Raw genomic sequence first — 25,580 nt, 5'->3', positions numbered from 1 at the left:
TCGAGAATCCGGCCTCGTCCTCGATGACGAGCCAGGCCCCGAGCGCCGCCACGGTCCTTCCACGCTCGGCCAGGTCTCCTTCACCCAGCCGGCCACCGCGGCCTCGTCCCGCTCGATCGCACGTCGGGCGGGGACCTGGCAGCTCCAGCCGTGCCGCTTGAGCAGGGCGGCCACCCCTTGCACGGTGTAGCTCTTGTGGAAGCGGCGCCCGATCAGCGTCTTGATCCGCGACAGGGTCCAGGTCTGGTCCGGCCAGCCGTGTGCCACCGGCCCCTTGGCCAGCTCCCGCTCCAGCACGGCGAACAGTTCGTCACTGAGCAGCGGCAGCGATGCCGGGCCCTTCGAGGCCAGGGCCCGGGGCCCGTTCTGCGACCAGGCTCTGCGCCAACGCTGTACCGACCGGATGCTGACCCGCAGGTCGTGAGCGATAGCCGTGTTCTCGTCGCCCTGCCGGAACCGCTCGGCCGCCTCCAACCTCAACTGCTCACGGAAGGCCCGCCGTTCGTCGGTCAGTCCGCCCCCTTGCGCATACCTCATGCGCTCGGCATACCGCAGGGATCAAGAGACGTCAGCCCCTACGACACCACCCTTTGAAGGTCAGTAACGGGAGTACACGCCCTCAACGCCGCCCGAGCAGCCGCCTATCCGCGCGACCTCTTAGCCGCGCCAGTACCGCCCGGCGGCGGTGCTCACTGCCGTGACGGGATGCGCGCCGCGAGCTCCTTGACCCAGCGCCCGGCCGCAGGCGCATGCGGCCCGCCGTCGGTGACGACGTCCCGCAGCCAGTCCAGCAGGTTGTGTGCCTCGTCCAGAGTCAGCAGCGGCAGCCTCTCACCGACCCCCTCCAGCGAAGCGAAGTCGATCTCGTCCAGTTCCAGGTCCTCATTGCTGTCCACGACTGTGGCAACGCCTTTGCTGCACCCACGGTCACGCCGACACCAGCGCGGACACGGGTCAGCCCCGGTGGCATGTTCACCACCGGGGCTGACCCGTCAGAGAAGTGTGATCGTGAAGGGCGGTCGCCTTCGCGGCGAAAGGCTATGCATGGCTTCAGCCGAACGATCGTCCCTGCAGGCAATAGGTGAGGCCGGGGACACTGTCCCTTCACCACCACGCCGTCTACAAACACGGCGGCCCAGCCCGCATTCCCGTCGCGCCCCCCATCCGAATCACCGGTCGGGCTTCTCCGGGTACGGCGCCGGTGCTCTCGTCGACGAGCACGGCGCCGTCGGCGGTTCACCGGGTCCGCGGGGCCTGCGATGACACGGTCGGCGGAGATCAGTAACGTGTTCACGGGGGTGGGGGTCTCCTCCCGTGCCTGCTGCTTCCCTGCGAAGCGTTCCGCGAGCCCTCCTACGGGAACTGCTTCTCCTCGCGGCCGATGTCGTCGATCGGGCCGAGAATCGTCCAGCCGGGCCCGAGGGGGCGGGTGGAGCGGAAGCCGTGGGCGTCCGCGTACTCCTCGGCCTCCTCCGCGGTGTCCTCGGGGGCGCGCATGATCGTGTAGCGCGGGGGGTCCTCGTGGTAGAAGCGGTAGAACGTGCGGCCCTCGTCCTTGGACTGGTAGAGGATCACGCTGACGCCCCAGAGGGCGTCGTACACCTTCTGGTCGCGCGGGGGCGTCGTCGTGCACGTGTCGGAGGGGCGGCCGGGCTCGCGGACGCAAGTCCGGTAGCCGCTCCAGTCGATGCGTACGGCGCGGGGGTGTTCCGCGATCAGCTTCCGCATCCGGGCGTCGGCCCGGGCGAAGGCGTCCTCGCGGCGGTCGTACTCCTGCTGCAGCCGGTTGAAGCGCTGCTCGTCCAGGCCGCTGCCGAAGTGGGCCTCCAGGCCCACGAGGACGGCGACCCGCCAGGCCAGGTACCCGGCCGTCACCACGAGCAGCGTGACGACCAGGACCCGGCCCGGCGATCGCCTGTGGGGCATCAGGTCGGCGAGGTCAGAACGTGCCGCTGATGGGGATCTCGATGTCCGCCTGCGCGATCGCCGGGGGGTACTTCCCGTCGAACCGGTCATAGTGCTGGAGCGTAAACCAGTCGATGAAGCCGTAGTTCGTGATCTCGTCGTCCGGGTCGAGACCGAAGTGGTCGTAGGAGTGGAAGACGAGCTTGCCGGAGAAGGAGTTCCCCTCGACCTTGTAGTCCTTCAGCGCGATCGTGTGGCCTTGGAACTGGTGGATCGCGATGGAGAGGGCACGCTGGTTGCCGTCCCAGAGCGAGAAGTCGTACACCGGGTACTTCACGTCCTGGCGGAGGAACTCCTGGAAGAGGAAGTTCTGGGTGAGGTCCTCCTGGACCTTGAGCTGATCGGTGCGGCCCTTGTTGTCGATGAGGGACTGCTTGATGATCTGGCCGGCCTTGTCGGTGTACGCCTTCTCCTGCGGAGAGGCGCCGACGGCGCGGGAGAGGGCCGTGCCGGAGCCGCTGTAGAGGTAGCGGCCGGGGTCGAAGTTGTCGTCGACGGTGACCGTGCCCGCGCTCTGGCCGCCGCGGCCGTAGCGGAAGGTGTTGCGGAGGTCGTCGACGGACTGGGCGTTGTCGGCGTCGGCGCCGAGCTTGCCGAAGTTCATGATGTCGTTGAACTCGGCCCACATCCAGGACTCGGGCGTGATGCCGGCGTCCCAGAACTCCCAGCCGAGGTCGGTGAGTTTGTCGTAGTTGTAGTCGTTGAAGGTGAGGTCGTCGGCGACGCGCGGGTCGGCCGGGACGGGCGGGTGCAGGGGGTCGGGGGCCTTGCGGTGGCCCTCGAGGTAGGACGACTGGTGGATCAGCATGTCGGTCGGGGGCGGGTCACCCGGGTCTCCGCCGTCGCCGGGGCCGTCGTCGAGGATTCGCTTGCCAGGGGCCTTGGGGCCTGCCTTGTCGAAGGCGTGGCTGTCGAGGACGACGTACTTGGCGGAGCCGTCGGCCGTGGCGGTGGCCGTGATCGTGCTGCCGCTGCGCTGCTGGCCCGACTGCTTGACGAGGTGGCGGGCCTTCTCGTCGTAGCGGTAGAGGGCCGGTGCGGTGCCCTCGATACGGTCGGGGTCGAGGCGGAAGGTGAGCCTTGCGGCGCCGTGCGCGGGGGCGGAGACCTGGAAGCCGTTGCCGAGGTAGCCCGGAGTGGACTTCGGGAACTCCCGCTGGTTGGCAGGGAGCCTGGTGACCTGGAAGCCGCCGACCTGCTTGGCGCGCAGGCCTTTGAGCGTGGCCTCGGCGGCGGTGGCGCCGCCGTCCGCGCGGCGGGTCACGTCGAAGGCGGAGTTCTTGGCGCGGGGGGAGGCGTTGAGCCTCGTCTCCTCGCCGTCCTGGACACCGTCGCCGTCGGTGTCGGCCTTGGTGGGATCCGTGCGGAGCTTCAGCTCGCGGGCGTCCGCGAGGCCGTCCTGGTCGGTGTCGGCGCGGGTGGGCGTGGTACGGAGCTTGAGCTCGCGGGCGGCCGTGAGGCCGTCCTTGTCGGGGTCCTCGGCGCCGTCCTTGGTGCCGTCGCCGTCGGTGTCGGCCTTGAATGGGGAGCTGAAGCCGTAGCCGAGCTCGGCGAAGTCGGAGAGGCCGTCGCCGTCGGTGTCCTCGGACTTGGGGTCGAGCCCGGCGCGCACCTCCAGGTCGTCGGGGAGGCGGTCGCCGTCGGTGTCCTCCGTCGGCGAGATGCCGTGCGTGGCGAAGGACGCCCAGGTCGGGGTATCGACCTCGGAACCGGGCTCGGCGCGGTACCAGACGGTCTCGATCCTGCCCGGCTGGAGGGTGTTCGTGGGGCCGACGCCCTGGAGCGTCGTGCGCGCGTCCTGGGGAGCGGCGAGCTTCGCGGCGGAGGTGTCCGTGATGCGGTCAGAGAGCTCGAAGGTCAGCGACCATTTGGAGACGGGGTGATCGGAGACGTTCTCGAGCTGGAGCCGGGCGACGTACGAGCCCTCCGTCGCTCTGCCGCGGAGGGCGGCCGGGACCTGGCTCCACGCCGCGTCGCCGGGGGCGACCTGGCGGTAGGAGACGTCGACCGTGTTGTCGCGGTAGAGCGTCGCCCCGTCGGTGGCCGCGCCGTCGCCGGGAGTTCCCGCGGCGGCGGGCACGGCCGTGCCGAGGAGAAGGAGTAAGGCCGCGCCGAGTGGCACGGCGGCGCTTCTGTTCATGGGTCCTCCCATGTCTGAAGCCATGTCTGAAGACATGCCTGTTGTCTCGAAGCTGCCGCTGTGCCAAGGCAGTTCGGAATCGAACGGGAAAGCTAGCAGACGTGGGGGATGGTTCCCAAGGTCCGGTGGCGACGAAATTGAGATGTTTGGGAGATTGGTAAGCCCTGTTCCGCTTGTGTTCCTGCTCTGCCTGGGCACCCGCCTGGCGACCAAGGAGGAGCTCGCGGCCAACGTCGGCTACGTGCTCTTCCCGAGCAATCCGACCTTCGAGTCCTACAACGTGGTCCTCTCCGGCGGCGTGGTCACGCGGGCCGCGGTGGTCAGCGTCGTCATCACCCTGGTCGGCACGGCGCTCAGCCTGCTCTGCACGGTGGCCCTGGCATACGGGCTGTCGCGGCCGGGCACGGTGGCGGGCAAGCCGCTGCTGATGATCGTCCTCGGGACTTTCCTCTTCACCCCCGGCATCATCCCCAACTACCTGGTCATCCAGGAGCTGGGCATGATCGACACATATGGTGCGCGACTGGCGTCGTCGATGGCCGGTTGAGGACACACGGACAGCATCCTGCGGTCCGTCAGGACGGCACTGACGCCGATGCCCGCATCGAGGGGACGCGCGTGGGCGTGGAATCGACGGCCCGCCAGAGCTTCCGGCACGGGGCTGGCGCGCGTCAGCAGCTTTCGGACCTGGTTCGCGTTAGCCCGCGGGAATGATTCACCGGTGCCGCTGGGTGAACTGTGGACGGTGTTTCCGCGTCGGTGGCAGTCGTAGGCCCGCGGCCGTTAGCGTCGGCTCCTGTGCCGCACAGCTACGCATTCGTGAACCTCAAGCCCGGAGTGGGGAAAACGACCAGCGCCGTCTGGTTGGCCCACGCACTGCACGCCTCGGGCCTGTCACCGTTGCTTGTGGACAGCGACCCCGCGTCCTCCGCGCTGCGCTGGAGCGAACTAGCGGGCGGGTTCCCGTTTCCCGTGCTCGCTCTGCCGGTGGGCGACGTGCACCAGCGGGTGAACGACTTCCTCGACAACCGGCGGGCCGTGGTGTTCGACGCCCCGCAGATGGAGGACCACGCCCACATCGCCCGGTCCATCATGAGGTACGCGAGCGAGTGGATCGTGCCCGTGACCCCGGCTCCCATCGAGCTGGACCGCATGGCCCCCATCGACCGGGAAATGGACGACATGCAGTCCCTGCGCACCAATCCGGCCCGGGCAGCCGTCTTGCTGAACCGCACCAATCGTCCCGACGCCACGCGGACCGGCCCCGATGCCGACGCCCGCGAGGCCCTCAGCGAGCGGGGTTTCGACGTGTTGTCCACGCACATCCCGCGGCTCGACCTGTACTCCCAATCCTTCGGCAGCCCCGTCGAGGTGAAGGGAACGGCCTACATGGACCTTGCCGACGAACTCATCAACCGTCAGGACTCCGTGTGAACCAGCGCAAGGACGCCTATCGAGCCGCGCTGCGGCGTCGGCCGGACGGCACCACTCCCGCCACCGACACCACTACCACCACCACGGTCACGACGCTGGAAACCCGCTACGTCAAGGTGATCATCGAATTGGACCACACCGTGGCGCGTGCCCTCAATGACTGCTTCGGACAACCGCTGTCCGCGCTCAAGCGCGCCGGTGCGGCGAGTGTGCGGCTGCTGAGACACAACCCGTAGCCATCACGCGCTCCAAGCCAGCATGGCCACAGGCGCCATGGCCACCGCTGCGCGGAGCACGTTGCGGCTCCGCTCGCAGGGAACCGGGACGGCATGCCCACCATGACTGACTGACGCACATTCAAGTCCCAACCTCCGTAGTCCAGGCATGCCCGGAGAGGCCGTCCGCGCAGACGTCGTGCCATCTCGACGCAGACGAACTCCCGGTGGGCGTCCTCGGCGAGGTGGTGCAGCGCGCGGTGGGGTCGTGTTCCAAACGACGGCATCGCTGTTGAGGCTGCGGCCAAGATCCGGACCGTTCCCGGACCACTGAGCCGCCTCAAACTTCGGTGGCACGAACTGCCCCTGGTCACCAATCTTCAGTGACCACGCTCAACCTTCGTTGCTACAGAGCAGCCGGCACGAGAAGGGCCGAGCTGGCGGCCGCGGTCCGGTTCGTGGTCGCCGCGGTTAAAGGTGTCGTGAAGCCTTGGCCATCACCTACGTCGTCGGGGAGATCGCCGCGTTCTCTGTGGCGTTCGCGATCAGCCCGAATCCGAAGGACGACAGTCCTCGCCGCCGTGCTGTGCCCGAGTGCGACCAAGGCCGTCGACGCGGCCCTGCTGCTGGCGGAGATGGCCGTCCCGCACCCCGCCCGCCTCACCTGGCCGGACATCCTGCGCGTGGACCATGCCCCGGCACCCCCCACCGGCGGCTGGCCACGCTGGACGAGCGCCTGGCCCAGGCCGCGGAGGGAAATGGGAGATCCACTACGACCCCCACGACATCCGCCAGATCTGGGTCCGCCTGCCCGACAGCCGGCTGACCGAGATCCCGTGGATCCACCGCGACCACGTCCACCAGCCGTTCAGCGACCGCACCTGGCAGCACATCAGAACCCTCGCCCTGCACGGACGAGGACGACAGCATCGACGACCTCAACGACCGCCCCGACACCGAAGACGACGGAACCGGCCTCCCCACCCCGTACACGGGATTCGGGCTCTACGACGCATACGAGGAAGCCGGCAGGTGGTGAACCCCCGCCCCCACAGCACCGCACCGGCCAGCACCACCGCCGACGGGGGCGGCGGCGCGGCCGAGCCGTCCTGGCCTCTGACCACCTGGCAGGGCTGGGACCGCTTCGCCACCACCGACCCGCCCGCCCCGCCCCGCAACACTGAAGAGCGTCTCGCCTACCACTCCGCGTTCGTCACCATCCGTACCCCCGCCATCAGCACCCTCGCCACCCAGGTCCGCACCCTGATGATCCTCGGCCGCCACCACCAGGCCACCGCACGGCCCTCGCTGATCGTCACCGGCCCCGCCGCAGCCGACAAAACCACCGCCCTCCTCCACGTCGGCCGCGCCTGCCACCTCGCCCACACCCGCAAAATCCCCACGCTGCCCGGGACAGCAGCCCACACCGCGGTATCTGTGGCGTACGTCCTCGTCCCGCCCGGCGCCACCGCGAAAACCCCCATCACCGAATTCGCCCGCTACCCCGGCATCCCCACCACCGCCCGCGTGCCCCAGACCCAGATCACCGACGCCGTCTGCCACACCTACACCCACGCCGGCATCCAACTCGTCCTCATCGACGAAATCCACCGCCTCAACCCCCGCACCACCACCGGCGCACAAGCAGCCGACCTCTTGAAAGACCTCACCGAACGCCTCCCCGCGACCTTCGTCTGCGCCGGCATCAACCTCCCCGACACCCCCCTGGTCACCGGCACCCGTGGCGCCCAACTCGCCGGACGCGCCACCCTCATCGACTGCCGTCCCCTCCCCGCCCGCCACGGATCACGTGAACCCTTCCGCGATGTCATCACCGACATCGAAAACGCCCTCGACCTCTCCCACCACAAACTCGGCACCCTCACCCACCACAAACCCGGCACCCTCCCCCGCCGCGCCCCCAACCTCCACCAGCGCCCCGCCGGCCGCATCGGGAGCCTCACCCGACTCATCCGCCAAGCAGCCATCACCGCCATCTGCGACGGCACCGAACGCATCACCAAGCAATCACTCGACACCATCCGCCTCGACCACCTCGCCGAACAACACAACCGCCCCACACAAATCCGCCGACTAACCCCACCCGCCGAGCACGCAGAACAGCCCTCACCAGCACAAATACACGCCCGACCTTTCGACGCTGGCGCTAGCTTCAACGAGCCCGGCCCCACTCAGTGCAAAAGACACAAACCCAGCTCACACACCCTGACCTCACCGCCCAAACCACTCCCCCAGCCTCTCAACGAACCATCAACACACCAGGCCAGCCGCCACCCCGTACACCAACAAGCCCCCCTCCGAGCGTCAGCAGTCCGTTCCGACACAACCCTTGACACTGCAGACGTCTGACGACTTAGCTACGCGGCACCGGCGGCGATCCGCAGAGCACCGCCGACGCGGCCGGGATGGCCCGTGTGCGGGATTGGCCCGTACCACCGTAGGAGGAATGTCCGTGACAGAGATGTCCAAGGAGAGCGCGACGCAAGAATCTTCAGGCCTGCGTCGCAATGCTGTCGGGCTTGGTGGTGCCGTGGTCATGTCCGCGGCCATCATGGGTCCGGCGGTGTCCACGTTCTTCAATCCGCAGTTCTCGATGCCGTTCTCCGGGGCGGCGACCCCGCTGGTCTACGCCCTGTGCCTGGTGGCGATCCTGATCACCGCCAGCGGCATCATGGAGATGTCCTCGCGGCTCCCGAGCGCCGGTGCGTTCTACACCTACGTCACGCGTGGCATCGGCCCGAAGTCCGGGTTCGTCACCGGCGGTCTGATGTTCGTCGCCTACGCTCTGCTGCCGCCCGCCGAGGTCGGCCTTGTCGGATCGTATCTGCAGAGCACTCTGCGCGACGAGTTCGGCATCGCGGTGCCGTGGTGGGCGATCGGCCTCGTGCCGGCCGCGCTCATGATCTTCCTGGCACTCGAAGGTGTCCAGTCGTCGCTGCGCACCGCGCTGGTGCTGTTCACTGCCGAGGTCGTCATCGTCGTGACGCTGGCGGTCATCGTCGTGGCGCACGGCGGCAAGCACGGTCTCACGCTTCAGCCGCTGTCCCCGAGCGCGTCGCCGCACGGGGTGGGCGGTCTGGTTACCGGTTTCGTGTTCGCCGCGCTGAGCTTCGTCGGGTTCGAGGCGGCGGCGACGCTCGGCGAGGAGGTGCGCAAGCCCGCCCGCAATGTGCCGAAGGCGATAGGACTGTCCGTGCTGTTCGTCGGCGCCATCTACGTCTTCTGCGTGTGGGCCGAGGTCGTCGGCGTCGGCGTGGGTGCGGCCAACAAGATCGACGGCACCTCGACCCCCTGGAACGATCTCGCCGCGACGTACGCGCCGTGGGCGAAGCTGCTCGTCATTCTCGCCGCGGTCTCTTCGATGTTCGCCGTCATGGTCAACTCCAACACCGGCGTCGTACGGATTCTGCACGTCATGGGGCGTGAGGGCATGCTGCCCAAGCTGTTCGCCCACGTCGATCCCAAGCGGAAGACCCCGACGTACGCCGTCCTGGTCCAGGGCATCTTCTCCGTCGTCATCGCGCTGGTCGTGGGGGCGGTCGCCGGAGGCCTCGGCAGCCCGGAGGGCGGCTCCAACGTCTACGGATATCTCGGCTTCCTGCTCACGCTGGGCATCCTGCCGGTGTACGTGCTGACGAACATCGCGACCATGCGCTTCTTCCGCAAGGAAGGCGGCTTCCGCCTCGTCCGCCATGGAGTGCTTCCGGGCCTGGCGATCCTGCTGATGGTGGGACTGCTCGTCGGCCAGGTCCAGCAGCAGACGACCGCGCCGTACACCTGGTTCCCCTGGCTGATCGCGGCCTGGGTGGCGGTCGTGGCCGCCGGCGCGATCTGGCTGGGCCGCCACCAGCCGGAGAAGCTGGCAGTCGCGGGCGCCGTCATGGCGACCGGAGAGGCGGAGGAAGGGCACGTCGTCACCCACGAGGCGGCGAGTGGTTCGGTCACCACCGCCCCCTGAGGTTGTCGGGAGGGGGCGCGGCCTTGGTGCCGCACCCCCCCATGTAAAGTCATCTGACGTCTGGAGACTTGGAGGCCGATATGGCTTACGTGATCGGGGTGGACATCGGCTCGCAGAGCATCAAGGGTGTCCTTCTCGACGAGTCCGGCAGTACGAGGGCTGTCGCCAGTGCTCCACTGACGATGCGCCACGCGCAGAGCTGCTGGGCCGAGCAGAGCCCCGCCGACTGGACGGCCGGCCTCAGCCTCGTCGTCCGGCAGTTGCTCGAGGGACGCTCGGTCCGGGTCGACATGCTGGGCCTGGCCAGCCAGGTCGACGGCGTCGTGCCCGTCGGCGCCGACGGCGCACCGCTGCGCGACGCGCTCATCTGGCTCGACCGCCGTGCTACGGCGCAGACCGAGGCACTCGTGGCCGCGGCAGGCGAGGATCAGCTGTTCAGGACCACGGGCCTGAACGCCGACGCCTCCCACAGCGCCCCCAAGATGATGTGGATACGCGACCACGAGCCGCAGGTGTGGCGGGAGACCCGCCGGCTCCTCCCCGTCGGGGGCTACCTGCTCGCCTGGCTCACAGGCACATGCCTGCAGGACCCGGCGAACGCCTCGTCCACCATGCTGTACGACCTGCGGACCGGCGACTACGACCCGCAGCTGTGCCAGGCAGCGGGCATCGACCCGGCGATGCTGCCCGCGGTCGCACCCGCGACCCGGATCGCGGGACGGCTCACCGCCTCCGCAGCCGAGGCCCTGGGGCTGCCACGAGACTGCGAGGTCATCGTGGGGACGGGCGACGAACACGCGGCCTCGCTGGCCGCAGGCGTGGTCGCGCCGGGCATCATCGCAGACGTCACGGGCACGGCCGAGCCGGTCACCGCAGCGGCCCGCGAGCTGGTCTTCGACGACGGCCGCCTCGTCGAGACGCACGGGCACGCGGTCGCCGACATCTACCTCGTGGAGAACCCGGGCTTCGTCTCCGGCGGGAGCACCCTGTGGCTGGCCGCGAACGTGCTCAGCGTGCCGCAGTCGGCCGTATTCGAACTCGCCGCCGAGGCACCCGCCGCCAGCGACGGCGTCCTCTTCGTCCCGGCCCTGACCGGCTCGACGGCGCCGCGCTGGAACGCCGGCATGCGCGGCAGCTTCAACGGCCTGTCCATGAACCACAGCCGCCCGCACCTCGCCCGCGCCGTGCTCGAGGGCTGCGCCTACGCCCTGCGGGACATCGTCGACCGGCTCGACTCGCTGGGCCTGGCCGGAGACGAGGTCCGCATCGTCGGCGGCGGCGGCCGCAGCCCCCTCTGGTGCCGGATCAAGGCCGACGTCCTCGGCCGACCGGTGCGCCAGGTCCTCTCCCAGGAGGGCACCGCCCTCGGCGCGGCGATGCTGGCGGGCATCGCCTCCGGGGTCTTCCGGGACGTCGAGGACGCCGTGGAGCAGGCCGTGCAACTGGCACCCGAACCCATCACACCCGACCCCGCCGCCACCGTTGCGTACGCCGAGTCCTATACCCGCTACCGCGCCCTGTTCGACGGCGTGGAAGGAGCCCTCGCATGACCACCGTCGGCGACACTCGTCGCCTTCCATCACTCGAGGACGTGGCTGCCGCCGCCGGCACCCCCGTCTCCTCGCTGGCGTTGCGCCATCTGTACGTCGGCCCGGGGGCGCTCGGCCAGGCCCCGCGCCTGGTCGGCGAGTTGGCGGCAGACCGGCGCGGGGACGTCGTCGTCCTCGCCGACAACGTCCCCTACGCGGGCCCGAACGGCGAGGTCAAGCGGAGCCTGCTCGACTCGCTCGCAGAGCGCGGGGCCATGCGCCTGGTCACCCTCCGCAGCGGCGCCGACCGGGTCCACGCGGACGCCGCGACGCTCGATGCCGCCAGCCGGGACGTCGGTCCGGCCGCCGTGCTCGTCACCGTCGGCTCAGGCACTCTCGCCGACATCGGCAAGGTGGTCGCCGAGCGCCACGACCTGCCCCACCTCGTGGTGCAGACCGCGGCCAGCGTCAACGGGTTCACCGACGACCAGAGCGTGCTGCTGGTCTCGGGAGCGAAGCGGACCACCCCCAGCCGATGGCCGGACGCACTGATCGCTGACACCGACGTCATTGCCGCAGCGCCCCGGGAGCTCAACCGGGCCGGCGTCGGCGACCTGCTGTCGATGTTCACCGCACCGGCCGACTGGCTGCTCGCCGACGCTGTCGGCCTCGGCCGCCCATACAACCCCGCACTCGTCGATCTCGTCCGCCCGCACGGACCGCGGCTGCTCGAGATCGCGGCCCGCCTCGACGAGCGCCGCCCCGAAGACCTCGCGGACCTGGCCCGTCTGCTGTCCATCAGCGGGCTCACCATGGGGCTGGCCGGTGCGACAGCACCGTCCTCCGGCACCGAGCATGTGATCTCCCACCTTCTCGAGATGCGGCTGACGGCCTCCGGCCGGGAAGCCGCCTGGCACGGTCAGCAGGTCGGCGTTGCCACGCTCGTGGCAGCCACCGTCTGGCGTCGCCTGCGCGCCACGGTCGGGGAAGGGCCGCTGCCCGCGCTGAGCCTGCCCGACGAGGACCACGCCCGGGAGCGGGTGCTGCGCGTGTTCGCACCGCTCGGGGAGGCGACCGCCCAGGAATGCTGGCGCGCCTACGCGAGCAAGCTGGCCACCCTCGCGAGGGAACCCGCGCGGCTTGCGGATCTGCGCCGCCGGTGGCCGGCCCTGCAACCCTCCCTGGACGCGCTGCTCGCCGCCCCAGCCGACCTCGTGGAGGCGATGCGCAGCGCCGGCGCCGCAGTCCGTTTCTCCCAGTTGGGTGAGGGCTACGACCCGTCCACGGTGACGTGGGCCGTCGCCAACGGCCACCGCATGCGGGACCGCTTCACCGTGACCGACCTCGCGGAACTGCTCGGGCTGTGGAACAACGGTGACGTCGACAGCGTCCTCGACGAGCTCGACGGGCTGGGGGCGGGACGATGAACGAGACGGCCACAGCGCCCGTCGCCACCGCTGCCGCCCCTGCGGCCGCCCTGCGTCCGTCGACGCGCCGCTACGCCGGCTACGCCCTGGACCTCGACGGCACGGTCTACCTGGACGATCACCTGCTGCCCGGTGCGGACGAGGCCATCGCCAGACTGCGCGCCGAGGGTGCCAGGGTGGTCTTCGTCACCAACAAACCCCTCGACCTCGCCCACGGCTATGCGGACAAGCTGACCCGGCTCGGCATCCCGACAAGCGCCGAGGACGTCGTCACCGCCCTCGACGCCCTTGTGCTCTACCTGCGGGAGCGCCACCCGCAGGCCCGGGTGCTCACGGTGGCCGAACCCCTGGTCGACTCCCTTCTCGTAGACGCCGGATTCACCTTGGGCTGCGAGCCCGAGGACGTCGACATCGTCGTCGTCTCCTTCGACCGCACCTTCGACTACGCGAAACTGCACGCCGCGTACCGCGCCGTCCGGGCGGGCGCCGCGATCGTCGCGACCAACCCCGACCCCTACTGCCCCACCGCCGACGGCGGTCTCCCGGACTGCGCCGCCATGCTCGCCGCCATCGAGGCGTGCACGGGGGCCCGCGCAGAGGCGATCGTCGGCAAACCGAGCTCCCACATGGCCAGGGCCTTCCTCGACCGGCTCGGTGTACCCGCGTCCGAGACGGCGATGGTCGGAGACCGGCTGGCGACCGATGTCGCCATGGGCAACACGGCGGGCATGGCGGGAATTCTCGTGCTCAGCGGTGCCACCACGCCGTCCGACCTCGCACGATCCGACGTTCGGCCCCACGCCGTCGTGTCCTCGCTGAGGGACCTGCTCTGATCCCCGTTCCTGTCATCCCACCCCGCTCCCACTCCTGAGAAAAGGAAGACCGATGATCGAGTTCATCTTCATGCTCACCCACAACGACCGCACGGTCGACGACGCCCCCGAGGTCCTGGAGTCCCTGCGCGACAGCGGTCTGCGCTACGTCGGCTTCAAGGACGTCGGCGCCACGCCGGAGCGCCAGCGCGAGCTCACCGAGGCCGCCCACCGGCTCGGCATGGAGGTCATGCTCGAGGTCGTCTCGACCTCCCGAGAGGACGAGCTCAACTCGCTGCGGGCGGCCCGCGAGGCCGGCGTCGACTGGGTGCTCGGCGGCACCAACGCCGACGCGGGCCTGGAGGTCCTCGCCGGCTCCGGCGTCCGCTACTGCCCCTTCCCGGGCGTGGTCTCCGGCCACCCCAGCGCGCTCTCCGGAGAGATCTCGGAAATCGCCGACCACGCCAAGAAGTTGACCGCCCTCGACGGCGTGCACGGCGTGGACCTGCTCACCTACCGTCATGCCGGGGCGGACCCCGAGGAGCTCACCCGGGCCGTTGCCGAGGCGGCCGACGGACCGGTCATCGCAGCCGGCTCGGTCGTCACCCAGGAGCAGATCCGGCTACTGGCTCACGCCGGCGCCTGGGGCTTTACCATCGGCGGAGCGATCTTCGAGCGCAAGCTGCCGGGCGGCGACACCGTGGCCGGGCAGGTCAAGGCCGTGCTCGCCATGGCGGCTGACGCCTGATCAGGGCTGTTCCAGAGCAGCCTCGAACAGGCGCAGCGCCAACCGCCAGGAACCGGCGAGGCCCAACCCAGGAGGACACATGCCACGGATGACCCTGGTGGAACAGGTGCGCAACGACTTGCTCCGCGAGATCGCCGGCGGCAAGCGCGTACTCGGAGAGAAGCTCCCCAACGAAGACGTGCTCGCCCAGCGCTTCGACGTGTCGCGGGCCACGGTCCGCGAGGCCGTCCGGGGACTCATCGAGGCCGGGTACGTCAGCCGGGTACACGGATCGGGCACGTACGTGACCCGGCTCCCGCGCCGGGAACACGCGCTGGACGCAAGTCTCAGCTACACCGAACTGATCGCCGCAGCGGGCGCCGAGCCGGGCATACGCATGCTCGACGCCCGCTTCTGCGAGGCCACGGCCGAGGCCGTGGCCCGGCTCGGTCTCGACGCCGAGGGCACCGAGGTACTGAGGGTGGAACGGGTCCGTACCGCCGACGAGCGGCCCGTCGTCTACTCCGTGGACCAGATCCCCCGCGACCTCATTCCGGACGCGGAGGCCGACCGCCTCAAGCCGTCGCTGCACACCCTGCTGGCCGACCACGGCCACGCGGTGCGCCAGGCCACCGCGCGCCTGCTGCCCGTCGTCGCCGACACACGCCTCGCCCGCGTCCTCGACGTCCGGCCCGGCACCCCCCTCCAGCACATCGACCAGACGGACTTCGACACCACCGGGCGAGCAGTCATGCTCTCCGCCGAGTGGCACGTCCCCGATGTCTTCGAACTGAGGATCAACAGAAGGGCCTGAACCCGATGAGCGGCCTCACCTTGAGGTGTGCGCAGAACCTGTGTGCCACGGCCCTGGCCGAAGCACGCGCCCTCGGAGCGAAAATCTCCTGCGCCGTCGTGGACAGCGGCGGCAACCTGATGGCCTTCGCCCGCGACGACGGCGCCGAGATCGCCGGCCCTGTCCTGGCCGTCGACAAGGCGTACACCGCAGTCGCCAACCGCATCGCCACCGACGAACTCGCACTGCTGGCCGCGCCGGGCCAACCCCTCTACGGCATCCACGCCACAGCCCAAGGCCGCTTCGTCGTCTTCGGCGGCGGCATACCGCTGACCTTGAGCGACGAGGTGGTCGGAGCCATCGGCGTCAGCGGCGGCACCGTCGACCAGGACGTCCGCTGCGCCCGGGCGGCCGCCCAGGAGTTCCCCACCCTCACCCAGGACCAAGGGGTCGGCCATGCCCACGTCTGACCTGAGCCCGGACGCTCGGCGCCGCGCACTCGCCGGGATCGACGTGACGACCTACGACGTGCTGGTGATCGGCGGTGGAGTGACCGGCGCGGGCGCGGCACTCGACGCCGCCAGCCGAGGTCTGAGCGTCGCACTGCTCGAGAAGCGCGACTTCGCCGCGGGCACGTCGAGCCGCTCGAGCAAGCTGCTCCACGGTGGCCTGCGCTACCTCGAACAAGCCGACTTCGCCCTCGTACGCGAGGCCCTGCAGGAACGCAGTCTGATCCTCACGCGACTGGCGCCGCACCTGGCCCGGCCCGTTCCCTTCCTCTACCCGCTCAAGCACCGCACCTGGGAGCGTGCCTACGTCGGCGCCGGTGTCGCCCTGTACGACGCGCTGGGAGGGCGCCGCCCGGCGGTACCGCGCCACCGGCACCTGTCGAAGACGGCGGCCCTGCGGCTGGCCCCCTCCCTGGCCGAGGACTCGCTGACCGGGGCCGTGCGGTACTTCGACGCCCAGGTCGACGACGCGCGCTTCGTCGTCACGCTGCTGCGCACCGCAGCGTCGCTAGGCGCCGTCTGCCTCTCCGGCGTCACCGTGACGTCGTTCCTGGAGGAGGACGGACGCGTCTGCGGAGTCCACGCGCACGACGCCGAGACCGGCAGCGAGCACACCGTACGGGCACGCGTGGTGATCAACGCGACGGGTGTGTGGACCACCGGGATGGAGCGGCTGGCCGGCGTGGCCGAGCCGATCCTGGTCAAGGCGTCGAAGGGCGTCCACCTGCTTGTGCCGCGGGAGCGCATCGAATCGGAGGTCGCCTGGATCCTGCGCACCGACAAGAGTGTGCTGTTCGTGATCCCCTGGTCCTCGCACTGGGTCATCGGCACGACCGACACCTCCTGGTCGCACGACCGTGACCATCCGGCCGCCTCTGCGGCTGACGTGCGCTACCTGCTCGACCACGTCAACCGCCAACTACGCCCGAGCGAGGCGCTGACCGAGGCCGATGTCGTCGGTGTCTACGCGGGGCTGCGGCCACTGGTGTCCAGGCCCGAGTCGGACTCGACCGACACCACCCGCATCTCACGGGAGCATGTGGTCCGGCTCGGCAAGCCCGGTTTCGTCAGCGTCGCCGGCGGCAAGTACACGACCTACCGCGTCATGGCCGAGGACGCCGTTGATCTGGCGGCCGAGCAGCTCGGCGTGCCCGTGGACGCCAGCCGGACCCGGGACCTGCCGCTCCTCGGGGCCCGCGGCCTGCCCACGGCCCGTGCACGCGTCCACGAGCACCCGGCGGCCTCGATCATCGGTCCCGGGGCGACGCAGCGCCTGCTGAGGCGCTACGGTTCCGTCGTCTTCGAGCTGCTCGACGCCGTCACGCGAACGCCGAGCCTGGCCCAGCCCTTTCCGGGTTCCGAGGACTACCTGCTCGTCGAAGCCCACCATGCGACGGCAGCGGAGGGGGCCCTGCATCTGGAGGACGTCCTCACCCGGCGCACCCGGGTCTCGATCGAGACACGGGACCGTGGAGCCGCGGCGGCCCCCGTGGCGGCGAGAGTGATGGGCAACGTCCTGGGCTGGAAGGACAGCACCGTGACCACTGAAGTGAAGCGCTACCTGGCGCGTCTCGAAGCCGAATCGAACGCCCTGGCCATGCCCGACGACGAATCGGCCGACGTCAGCCGGTCGGCGGTCAAGGATCCCCGCCTCGTTGCTTGATGCCCTGTCTCCACCGTCATGTCGCGTGGTGGGTGACCGAAGCGGGCGCCAGACCGCAGGCCGGCTTGGCGTCACCCGCCGCGCACACGGGGCACAGCCGCACCCTGCACCGGATCGGCCTTCCAGGTGCCGGCCAGGTAGCCGGGGATCGCAGGAGACGTTCCCGCTGCTGGATGCCCAGGCCGCGTACGCGACGGCTGTCGGAGATCTCCATCTCGACGAGGAGTTTCTGGGCCCGGACCTTGCCGATGGCGGGGAGGGATTCGGGCAGGGCGCGGACCGTCATCTTGCGGATGGCCTCGGAGTCGCTGGCCAGCACCTCGCGCAGCGACAGCCTACCGTGCTTGAGGGCATCCTTGATCTCGGCCCGCTCCCTTGCGTGCGGCGGTGGCCTTGTCGAGGGCAGCCCGGCGCTGTTCGGGCGTGAGCGGGGGCAGAGCCACGAGGGGGTTCATCCTCTCGTCGTACGAAGTGGAACGGTCCCATCATGTCCCCGCCGTCAGGGCTTTGACCGCACGTTTACGGGGTCTACACCGTCTCTACGGCGATGAGGACGCGCTCCGGGCGGGGCTGAGGGATGCCGTCGGCCGCTTGGAGGGCTGCGAAGTCGGCGTGGGCCTGCTCGACGGCTTCGGGTACGCCTCGCGCTTGGCGTGCTCGGCGAGGGCCCGGTAGGTGCTGGCCACGGAGGGGTTCTGGCCCTTGCGCTTGCCGGTGGGGATGATCAGGTGGGGGTGGATCTGCTCGACGGACTCGCCGCCCGCGCGGCGCCGCAGCACGGTGTGAAGCATGTCGTCGGTGATGACCGGCGGCCCGCCACCGTCATTGCCCTTGCGGGCCGCGGTGCCGAGTCCCTCCAGCGTGGACTCGCGGATGTTCTCCCGCTCGGTCTCCGCCATCGCCGCGAAGAACGCGAACAGCAGCTTCCCCAGACCGGTGGGGTCGTAGATGCCGGTCCTGCGATGGCTCTGTCGCATGTCCGGGTGAGACCACGCCTGCCGAATGGCCTACCTGAGTTGCCTTGAGCAGGCGCAGCCCGCCTTTGCTGCTTATCTTCACTCGAGGAACAACTCATCCCGATATGGACTATTACGGACTGAAGGGGTGAATCGGATAGAGCGGTTGAAGACTAGCGGCACCGCCATCGGAGAAGAATTCCGGGCACCAAGGAGGTCGGCAATGACGATGCGAGAGCCGCGGTCTCGCCGGACACGGAGAAAGACCCGCCGCACCGTCGGTGCCTGCATGCTCGCTGCGGGGTGCGTTGTCGCAAACTGCGTGCCCTCGGCCGCGACGAGTCCGCAGGGGGGCGCGTCCCGCCTGTGCGCGACGAAGCCCTTCCCTCCGTCGGAAAGTACTCCGCCCCCGATCCTGTCGGGCAGCGATGTGTGGAGTTTCGTTTCCGAGCCGGGCCTTCACCCCATGCGGGTGAGCGTGACGGCGAACAAACGGGGGACGGCTCTCGGAGACATCTTCGTCGCCCCGTTCAGCGCGGACCAGATGGTCGGCCAGACCGGGGCGCTGATCAACGAAAACTCCGGTGATCCGGTCTGGTTCCGCCCGCTGCCCTCCACGAACCTCCAGAACGCCGACTTCAAGGTCCAGACCTATTACGATGGCCGCAGGGACCGGGGACGACCGGTGCTCACGTGGTGGCAGGGGACCCTCGCGCTTCCTCCGGCGTACACGAACCTGCCGGCCGGTGCGCCCGAACCGGGCGGGTGCTACTACATCTACGACACCCACTACCGCCTGCTCAAGACGGTCTTCGCGCATCACGGCTACTACCCGGACGAGCACGAGTTCACCCTGACCCGCCGGGGTACCGCGCTGTTCATCGCATCCAAGCCCGTGCCCATGGATCTCACGCCCTACGGAGGCCCGCAGAACGGCTATATCGAGAACAGTGAAATCCAGGAGGTCGACCTCGCGACGGGCAGACTTGTCTTCTCGTGGAACGCACTGGACCACCTGGACCCCGCGGATTCCGAGGAGCCTGTCTCGAGTGCATCGTCGTCCGACGGGGTGTGGGATGCCTTTCACATCAACTCGGTCGATGAGGGGCCTGACGGCCGACTGCTGATCTCGGCCCGGAACATGTGGGCGATCTACGACGTCACCAAGAGGTCCGGGGAAATCCGCTATCAGATCGGAGGAAAGAAAAGCGACTTCACCTTCGGTCCGAACGCGGACTTCTACTGGCAGCACGATGCCCGGTTCCGGCCGGGAAACCGGATCAGCATGTTCGACGACGGCTGCTGCGACCTGCCCAACGGTGAACCCGAACAGGTGTCGCATGGCCTGATTCTCAACCTCGACTTGCGCAGCCGGAAGGCGAGCGTGGACAGGACCTACTACCACCAGCCGCCGCTGGAGTCGCCGACCCAGGGAAACACCCAAGCCCTCCCCAACGGCAACGAATTCATCGGATGGGGCCAGAGCCCGTACTACTCGGAGTACGCGGGTACGGGAAACACCCAGGGCAACGGCTCGCAGAACCTGCTCTACGACGCGAAGCTGCCGGGTTCCGACATCTCGTACCGAGCGTTCCGGAAAGAATGGATCGGCACACCGTACTACCCACCGAGTGCCGCGGCACGGTCCGGCGGCGGGCACAGTGTTGTCTACGCCTCCTGGAACGGCTCGACACAGACCAGAGCATGGCGGGTACTCGCCGGGGCCGACCCCCACTTGCTGTCGGTCGTTGTCAGACACGCCCCACGGTCCGGATTCGAGACAGCCATCACAACGAACGCCCCCGGACCGTACTTCCAGGTAAAAGCGCTGGATGAAGAGGGACACGTCCTCAAGTCCTCCGACGTCGTGACCCTGACCCGATAAGGGCCGGCACATGACGGAACCGCGCCCCGATCCCGACCGTCGCACCCACCTGGGCATGCGGCCGACGAACTCGACGGCAGATGGTACGCAGAGCGGCCAAGACCTCGACGGCTCGGTGATGTACCGGTACGCGGTAGTGGTCCCGATGCCGAACCCGGCCGCGAGCTGGGCATACGGGTGGCCGTTGCGGAGATGGGCAAGAGCGAGCGGGGCCTGCCGGCCGACACTCAGGCGCCACCGGCGGGTACCGAGCTCCTGGCGGCGCTGACGGAGCTTGGCGGACAGGGAGCGCAGGGCAGAACCGGACACGTCGACGCCCGACGGGTAGACAAGCACACGAAGCCTCTGATGGATACGGATTTCCTGGTCGAAAACCCATCCACCAGGGGCTTCACCTGCCGGTCAGCCCAAGTGCCTGTCCAGCCCGACAGGTTGGAAAGGGCTCACTGTTGACAGCCCTGAGCCGCGACCTGCCGGGGGACGCGCTCATCACCGGTCCCAAGGCCACCGCCCCGTACGCCGCCGACCGCTCCGGCAGCCGCCTGGACGGCCGGCCGCTGGCCGTCGTGCACGCGGCGAACCCCGGGCACGTGCGGACGAGACTGCGGCATGCGCACGCGCTGCGCGTGCCGGCGGTGCCACGCGGGGCCGGAACGGGACTGTCCGGCGGTGCGAACGCCGGCACAGGCGCGGTCGTGCTGGACCTGCCGCGGATGAAGCGGATCCTCGACCTGGACCCGCACGACCAGGTCGCCGTCGTCGAACCGGGCGTCATCACCGCCGAACTCGATCGCTCGGCCGGTGAGTTCGGGCTGCGCTACGCACCCGGTACGGCCAGCGCGGCGATCTCCACCGTGGGCGGCAACTTCGCCACCAACGCGGGCGGGCTGCGCTGCGCCGAGTACGGGGTGACCCGGGACGCGGTGCTCGGCCTCGACGTGGTCCTGGCGGACGGCACGCCGATACGGACCGGCCGACGCACCGTCAAGACCGTCCTCCCACTGGCCACCGGCGGCACCACCGCCCACGTCCTGGCCATCGCCTACGCGCTGCGCCCGGTCCTCGCATCCATGGGCCCCGCGCACATCACACCCGGTTGGTTCGTGCTGGACCGGCACCTCGAGGTCTGCAGGACGGCGGCGGCGTCGTCGAGCCGGGCGCGCAGAAGGCACTGGACCAGGTCGTCGACCAGTTCTCCGTAGCCCTCAGCGAGCGTCGGACGCTGAGGGCGGCGGCGTGAGCGATGGTCGCGACAAGCGGCAGCCGCCTTGCCTTTGACGCGGCCGGAACCACCCCACGGGCCCTACGGTTCTACGAAGAGCGCGGCCGCCTGGCGCGGCGGACAGGACGGGTGTAGGCCCTTCCTGCTGCCGGCATGCCACTCCCAGCCGAGGGGGCCCTGGCAGATCTCCCCTCCTGCCTGCCGAAAGCCCAGGTCAGCGGCGTACCCGGCGATGTGTCAGGTGGCGCAACAGTTCCGCAACACCACTATCCCTACCGGATGGGTATGGTTCCGGCCATGCCTCCGACCGACCGCATCCGAGACCACGTCGGCCAGGGCGCGACCACCGTCGCCGCCCACCGCGCGCGACGCCGGCTGCGCGCGGACCGGGCACGCCAGCTCGCCGACCTCCTCCGCCACCAGATCCTCGCCGCCGGCTTCCCCTCCGGCGCCCTCCCCCACGAGTCCACCCTCGCCACCGACTACCGCGCCTCCCGCAACACCGTCCGCGAGGCCCTGGACCTCCTGCGCGCCGAAGGCCTCGTGGACCGCCAGCCCGGTGTGGGCACCGTGGTCGTGGCCCGCAAGTACCCCCACGGTCTCGACCGCCTGATGGGCCTCGCGGAAACCCTCCACGAGCACGGCAGGGTCACCAACGAGGTCCGGACCATGGGCCCCGCCCCGGCGCCCCTCCCCGTCGCCGATCGCCTCCGCGTCCCACCCGGCACCGACATCCTCTACATCGAACGCCTTCGCCGTCTGAACGGCCTGCCCTTGTCCCTGGATCTCACCTACATCCCCCTGGACATCGGCACCGCTCTGCTCGGCTGCGACCTGGAGAACACGGACGTCTTCCGCCTCCTGGAAGCCGTCACCGGCCAGCCTCTGAGCCACGCCGAGATCACCCTGGAGGCGGTCAGCGCGGACGCCCACTCCGCCGCCGTGCTCCAGGCCCCACGCGGTGCGGCCGTCCTGATGCTGGAACGCCTCACGCACCTCGCCGACGGGCGCCCCGTCGACCTGGAGTTCATCCGCTTCCGCGGCGACCGCATCACGATGAGCGGCCTGCTGCACCGCGCCCTCTGACACCACCTCACTCAAGCACCTTCCTGGAGACAGCCATGCCCTTGGCGCCCCAGCGGGCCGACGTGCCCGTGACCATCGACGAGTCGAAGTGCATCGACGGCTGCACGCTCTGCGTGGACATGTGCCCGCTGGACTCCCTCGCCATCGACGTCAGCAGCGGGAAGGCGTACATGCACGTCGACGAGTGCTGGTACTGCGGCCCGTGCGCGGCCCGCTGTCCCACCGGAGCCGTCACGGTCAACATGCCCTACCTGCTCCGGTGAAAGGCCCCACCACCATGAAACGCACTGCAGTCGCAGTATCCGCGGTCGTCCTTCTGCTCCCGCTCAGCGCCTGCGGCGGTGGCGCCGAGGCCGGCGGCGGCTCCACGGTCACCGTCACCGTCGGCTACCAGTCCAAGACCATCAACACGGTCACGGCCGGCACCCTGCTCCGTTCCCTCGGCTACTTCGAGAAGCAGCTGAACTCGCTCGGCGACGGCGTCACCTAGAAGGTCGTCTGGCAGGACTACGCCACCGGTGCCCCTATCACCGCCCAGATGACCGCCGGAAAGATCGACATCGGGTCGATGGGCGACTTCCCGCTGCTCATCAACGCCGCCCGCGGCAAGCAACTCGGTCGCCCCACACATCTGGTCTCGGTCACCGGCTACAACCTGCGCGGCGGCCTGAACACCATCATCACGGCGCCCGACTCGGGGCTCACCTCCCTCAAGGACCTGAAGGGGAAGAAGGTCTCCACGAGCGTCGGCTCCGCCGCCGACGGCACCCTCGTACGGGCCCTGCAACGCGCCGGCATCGATCCCGACAAGGGGATCGAGAAGCTCAACCAGCAGCCCGCGGTGGGTGCTTCGGCCCTCGCCGTGGGCAGCGCGGACGCCCTGTCGCAGTTCGTCGCCTGGCCGGGCCTGCTCGCCCACCAAGGCAAGGCGAAGGCCTTGTACGACGGGGCGCAGCTGAACCTGCCCACCTTCCACGGCGTCACCGCTCGCGAGGACTTCGCGAAGGAGCGGCCGACCGTACTGGAGGCGTTCCTCAAGGCCCAGGCACAGGCCACCGACTACCTCAACGACCGTCCCGTCACCGCCGCCGAGAAGGTCGCAGAGGCCACCGGTCTGCCCGCCGAGGTCGTCTACCTGTACAACGGCGCCCACGGCATCGCCACCTTCGACCCGGCCCTCAAGCCGCAGCTCGTCTCCGCCCTGAAGCAGGACGTGTCGATCCTGAAGTCCGCGAAGCTGACCGGCGACGTGGACGTGGACTCCTTCGTCGACGACCAGTACGTGAAGAAGGCTCTGGGGAGGACGTACGCCGAGCGGCTCGCCCTCACGCCCCCGGCCGCCGCGAGCGAGGTGTGGCCGAAGGGCTCCGGGCAGACGCGGACCTTCAAGTCGCCCGCCGAACTGCTGAGTTACGTGTCGGCCCATCGCGATGCCATCCGCGCCGCCTACGTCCCCGACGCCACCACCGGCACCCTGTGGTTCGCGGACAAGGCGGTGTGGGTGGCCGACGGCGAGAAGCTGCTGCCCTTCGTCGCACCGGCGACCGCGCAGGCCTACGTCGACGGTCACGGCGGCGCGAGCGTCGTCACCTATGCCGAGGCGCTGGAGCGGGCGTCGTGACCCGGTACGCGCTGCGCGGGCTGTCCCTGGCCGTCGGCCTCGGCCTCTGGCAGTTGCTGACCAGCCTGAACGTCGACGTCTGGCTGCGCTTCTCGCAGTTCCCCACGGTCACCGACGTGGCCCGCGCCTTCGCCGACCGGCTGTCCGGTCCCGACTACTGGACGGATCTGACCGACAGCCTCACCCGTATTCTCACCGGTTTCCTGCTGGCCACAGCGCTGGGTGTGGCCACGGGCGTGCTCGTGGCCCGTTCACGGCTCGCCGAGGACCTGCTCGGCCCGCTGCTGGAAGTCGTCCGCCCCATCCCGGCCATCGCCCTGGTCCCCGTGGCGATCCTCCTGTTCCCCTCCAATGAACAGGGCATCGTCTTCATCACCTTCACCGCCGCCTACTTCCCGGTCCTGGTCTCCACCCGGCACGCGGTGCGCGCACTGACCCCCGTGTGGGAGGAGGCGGTGCGCACCATGGGCGGCGGCCGGTGGCGGATCCTCGGCTCGGTCGTCCTGCCGGGAGCGCTGCCCGGCATCTTCGGCGGCCTGTCGGTCGGCATCGGCGTCTCGTGGATCTGTGTGATCTCCGCCGAGATGATCTCCGGCCAGTACGGGGTCGGCTACCGCACTTGGCAGGACTACACCGTCGTCGACTACCCCGGCGTGTTCGTCGGCATGGTCACGATCGGCGTGCTCGGCTGGCTCACCTCCACGGCCGTCGAACTGCTGGGCCGCCGCCTGACCCACTGGCTGCCCCGCACGTCGTACGTCCCCGGCGGACGGCCCCCGCGACGGGTGCGCGACGCCACCGCCCTCATACCGGCCGGACCCGGTACCAAGGAGAACGTGTCCCATGACCAGCTCGTCTGACGTGCGTTCCCCCGCTCACACCGGTGCGGGACTGGCCCTGCGCGATGCCACCCTCGGACGGCCCGGCGCGCCCGTGCTCGGCGAGGTGGACCTCCATGTGGCCCCCGGTGAGATCCTCACCGTCGTCGGCCCCTCCGGCTGCGGCAAGTCGACGCTGCTGCGCACGCTGGCCGGGCTGCTGTTGCCCCTGGCCGGAGAAGTCACCCAGGACGGGGGCCCGCTGACTGGGCCTTCCGCCGACCGTGCGCTGATCTTCCAGGAGGACGCCCTCCTGCCCTGGCGCACCCTGCGCGCGAACGTCGAACTCCCCCTCGCCATCAAGGGGTTGCCCCGCTCCGCACGCCGTACCCAGGCCGATACCTGGCTCACCCGCGTCGGGCTGACCGAACAGTCCCGGCAACTGCCGCACCGCGTCTCCGGCGGGCAACGCCAGCGCGCCCAACTGGCCCGGGCCCTCGCGGGAGCGCCCCGTGCCGTCCTGATGGACGAACCGTTCGGCGCCCTCGACGCCCAGACCCGCGCCGGCATGCAGGACCTGCTCGTGGAGGTGCTGCACGACACAGGCGCCACCGTCGTCTTCGTCACCCACGACGTGGACGAGGCCCTGTTCCTCGGTGACCGCGTGGCCCTGCTCGGCGCCGGCCGCCTCATCGCCGTACGGGACGTACCGCGCCCGCGCGAGCGCGCCGCCCACGACGATCCGGCGCGTATCGCCCTGCGGCGCGACATCCTCACGTCACTCGGTTCTTGAAAGGCA

Annotated in this window: 22 protein-coding genes and 4 pseudogenes; 19 read left to right on the top strand and 7 right to left on the bottom strand. The window is 69.8% G+C overall.

The annotated features are described in order from the left end of the window. The 4 genes from ACF1A5_RS06435 to ACF1A5_RS06420 all read right to left on the bottom strand — a co-directional run. The coding region (locus ACF1A5_RS06435) for a winged helix-turn-helix domain-containing protein (RefSeq protein WP_392191671.1) at nt 1–537 on the bottom strand (537 nt) is incomplete at its 3' end. A gap of 152 nt (nt 538–689) precedes the next feature. Next, a complete protein-coding gene (locus tag ACF1A5_RS06430) occupies nt 690–896 on the bottom strand; it encodes a DUF6417 family protein (protein WP_392191670.1) in 207 nt (68 codons plus the stop codon). A gap of 457 nt (nt 897–1,353) precedes the next feature. Continuing rightward, nucleotides 1,354–1,926 (bottom strand): hypothetical protein, encoded by a 573-nt coding sequence (locus tag ACF1A5_RS06425; protein ID WP_392191669.1) that lies wholly within the window; start codon nt 1,924–1,926, stop codon nt 1,354–1,356. A 13-nt stretch (nt 1,927–1,939) separates the two neighbouring features. After that, nucleotides 1,940–4,105 carry a DUF3289 family protein gene (locus ACF1A5_RS06420; protein ID WP_392191668.1) on the bottom strand — a complete coding sequence of 722 codons (2,166 nt, stop codon included), beginning with the start codon at nt 4,103–4,105 and terminating at the stop codon, nt 1,940–1,942. 175 nt (nt 4,106–4,280) lie between these two features. Between ACF1A5_RS06420 and ACF1A5_RS06415 the strand changes: the two genes are divergently transcribed. From ACF1A5_RS06415 to ACF1A5_RS06360, 12 genes and pseudogenes are all read left to right on the top strand, one after another. Continuing rightward, entirely contained in the window at nt 4,281–4,652 is a 372-nt protein-coding gene (locus ACF1A5_RS06415) for a hypothetical protein (RefSeq protein ID WP_392191667.1), read from the top strand. A gap of 191 nt (nt 4,653–4,843) precedes the next feature. Further along, the gene (locus tag ACF1A5_RS06410; protein WP_392191666.1) at nt 4,844–5,539 is read left to right on the top strand and encodes an AAA family ATPase; all 696 of its coding nucleotides are present in this window, start codon (nt 4,844–4,846) and stop codon (nt 5,537–5,539) included. After that, the gene (locus ACF1A5_RS06405) at nt 5,536–5,775 is read left to right on the top strand and encodes a hypothetical protein (protein ID WP_392191665.1); all 240 of its coding nucleotides are present in this window, start codon (nt 5,536–5,538) and stop codon (nt 5,773–5,775) included. The genes ACF1A5_RS06410 and ACF1A5_RS06405 overlap by 4 nt, the downstream gene beginning before the upstream one ends. A 1,095-nt stretch (nt 5,776–6,870) precedes the next feature. Beyond that, nucleotides 6,871–7,860: pseudogene (locus ACF1A5_RS06400) on the top strand (TniB family NTP-binding protein); the annotation flags it as partial. A 451-nt stretch (nt 7,861–8,311) separates the two neighbouring features. Continuing rightward, entirely contained in the window at nt 8,312–9,733 is a 1,422-nt protein-coding gene (locus ACF1A5_RS06395; RefSeq protein ID WP_392191664.1) for an APC family permease, read from the top strand. Between the two features lie 80 nt (nt 9,734–9,813). Beyond that, on the top strand, nt 9,814–11,283 hold the full coding sequence (locus ACF1A5_RS06390; RefSeq protein WP_392191663.1) for an FGGY-family carbohydrate kinase: 1,470 nt from the start codon (nt 9,814–9,816) through the stop codon (nt 11,281–11,283). Continuing rightward, on the top strand, nt 11,280–12,689 hold the full coding sequence (locus ACF1A5_RS06385; RefSeq protein ID WP_392191662.1) for an iron-containing alcohol dehydrogenase: 1,410 nt from the start codon (nt 11,280–11,282) through the stop codon (nt 12,687–12,689). Before ACF1A5_RS06390 ends, ACF1A5_RS06385 begins: the two co-directional genes overlap by 4 nt. After that, nucleotides 12,686–13,522: an HAD-IIA family hydrolase gene (locus tag ACF1A5_RS06380; RefSeq protein ID WP_392191661.1), complete on the top strand. Its 837-nt coding sequence runs from the start codon at nt 12,686–12,688 to the stop codon at nt 13,520–13,522. The genes ACF1A5_RS06385 and ACF1A5_RS06380 overlap by 4 nt, the downstream gene beginning before the upstream one ends. Before the next feature lie 52 nt (nt 13,523–13,574). Beyond that, nucleotides 13,575–14,249 carry a hypothetical protein gene (locus tag ACF1A5_RS06375; RefSeq protein WP_392191660.1) on the top strand — a complete coding sequence of 225 codons (675 nt, stop codon included), beginning with the start codon at nt 13,575–13,577 and terminating at the stop codon, nt 14,247–14,249. A 79-nt stretch (nt 14,250–14,328) separates the two neighbouring features. Then, nucleotides 14,329–15,042 carry a GntR family transcriptional regulator gene (locus ACF1A5_RS06370; protein WP_392191659.1) on the top strand — a complete coding sequence of 238 codons (714 nt, stop codon included), beginning with the start codon at nt 14,329–14,331 and terminating at the stop codon, nt 15,040–15,042. A gap of 5 nt (nt 15,043–15,047) precedes the next feature. Continuing rightward, nucleotides 15,048–15,491 carry a heme-binding protein gene (locus ACF1A5_RS06365; RefSeq protein ID WP_392191658.1) on the top strand — a complete coding sequence of 148 codons (444 nt, stop codon included), beginning with the start codon at nt 15,048–15,050 and terminating at the stop codon, nt 15,489–15,491. Next, nucleotides 15,478–17,193: a glycerol-3-phosphate dehydrogenase/oxidase gene (locus ACF1A5_RS06360; protein ID WP_392191657.1), complete on the top strand. Its 1,716-nt coding sequence runs from the start codon at nt 15,478–15,480 to the stop codon at nt 17,191–17,193. Before ACF1A5_RS06365 ends, ACF1A5_RS06360 begins: the two co-directional genes overlap by 14 nt. A 148-nt stretch (nt 17,194–17,341) precedes the next feature. Here the strand turns inward: ACF1A5_RS06360 and mihF are convergent. Next, nucleotides 17,342–17,636, bottom strand: a pseudogene (gene mihF, locus ACF1A5_RS06355) (integration host factor, actinobacterial type); the annotation flags it as partial. A gap of 96 nt (nt 17,637–17,732) precedes the next feature. After that, complete coding sequence (locus ACF1A5_RS06350; protein ID WP_392191656.1) at nt 17,733–18,170, bottom strand: recombinase family protein; 438 nt, start codon at nt 18,168–18,170, stop codon at nt 17,733–17,735. A gap of 445 nt (nt 18,171–18,615) precedes the next feature. On the opposite strand from ACF1A5_RS06350, the gene ACF1A5_RS06345 reads away from it, so the two are divergent. After that, nucleotides 18,616–20,034, top strand: a complete 1,419-nt coding sequence (locus tag ACF1A5_RS06345; RefSeq protein WP_392191655.1) for an arylsulfotransferase family protein — start codon at nt 18,616–18,618, stop codon at nt 20,032–20,034. Between the two features lie 88 nt (nt 20,035–20,122). Here the strand turns inward: ACF1A5_RS06345 and ACF1A5_RS06340 are convergent. Continuing rightward, a pseudogene (locus tag ACF1A5_RS06340) lies at nt 20,123–20,370 on the bottom strand (transposase family protein); the annotation flags it as partial. A 113-nt stretch (nt 20,371–20,483) separates the two neighbouring features. Here ACF1A5_RS06340 and ACF1A5_RS06335 point away from each other — a divergent pair. The 6 genes and pseudogenes from ACF1A5_RS06335 to ACF1A5_RS06310 all read left to right on the top strand — a co-directional run bounded on the left by ACF1A5_RS06335 (nt 20,484) and on the right by ACF1A5_RS06310 (nt 25,574). Further along, on the top strand, nt 20,484–21,236 hold the full coding sequence (locus ACF1A5_RS06335; protein ID WP_392191654.1) for an FAD-binding protein: 753 nt from the start codon (nt 20,484–20,486) through the stop codon (nt 21,234–21,236). A gap of 317 nt (nt 21,237–21,553) precedes the next feature. Continuing rightward, nucleotides 21,554–22,342: a GntR family transcriptional regulator gene (locus ACF1A5_RS06330; RefSeq protein WP_392191653.1), complete on the top strand. Its 789-nt coding sequence runs from the start codon at nt 21,554–21,556 to the stop codon at nt 22,340–22,342. Between the two features lie 35 nt (nt 22,343–22,377). Further along, nucleotides 22,378–22,605, top strand: coding sequence for a ferredoxin family protein (locus tag ACF1A5_RS06325; RefSeq protein ID WP_055491243.1), 228 nt, complete (start codon nt 22,378–22,380; stop codon nt 22,603–22,605). A gap of 14 nt (nt 22,606–22,619) precedes the next feature. Then, a pseudogene (locus ACF1A5_RS06320) lies at nt 22,620–23,963 on the top strand (ABC transporter substrate-binding protein). Further along, complete coding sequence (locus ACF1A5_RS06315) at nt 23,960–24,823, top strand: ABC transporter permease (RefSeq protein ID WP_392191652.1); 864 nt, start codon at nt 23,960–23,962, stop codon at nt 24,821–24,823. Before ACF1A5_RS06320 ends, ACF1A5_RS06315 begins: the two are co-directional and overlap by 4 nt. Further along, nucleotides 24,807–25,574, top strand: a complete 768-nt coding sequence (locus ACF1A5_RS06310) for an ABC transporter ATP-binding protein (protein ID WP_392191651.1) — start codon at nt 24,807–24,809, stop codon at nt 25,572–25,574. Before ACF1A5_RS06315 ends, ACF1A5_RS06310 begins: the two co-directional genes overlap by 17 nt. The last annotated feature ends 6 nt before the right edge of the window (nt 25,575–25,580 follow it).

Source organism: Streptomyces sp. NPDC014864 (genome assembly GCF_043081525.1).
Classification (GTDB): domain Bacteria; phylum Actinomycetota; class Actinomycetes; order Streptomycetales; family Streptomycetaceae; genus Streptomyces.
This window is presented reverse-complemented; position numbering and strand designations above follow the sequence as displayed.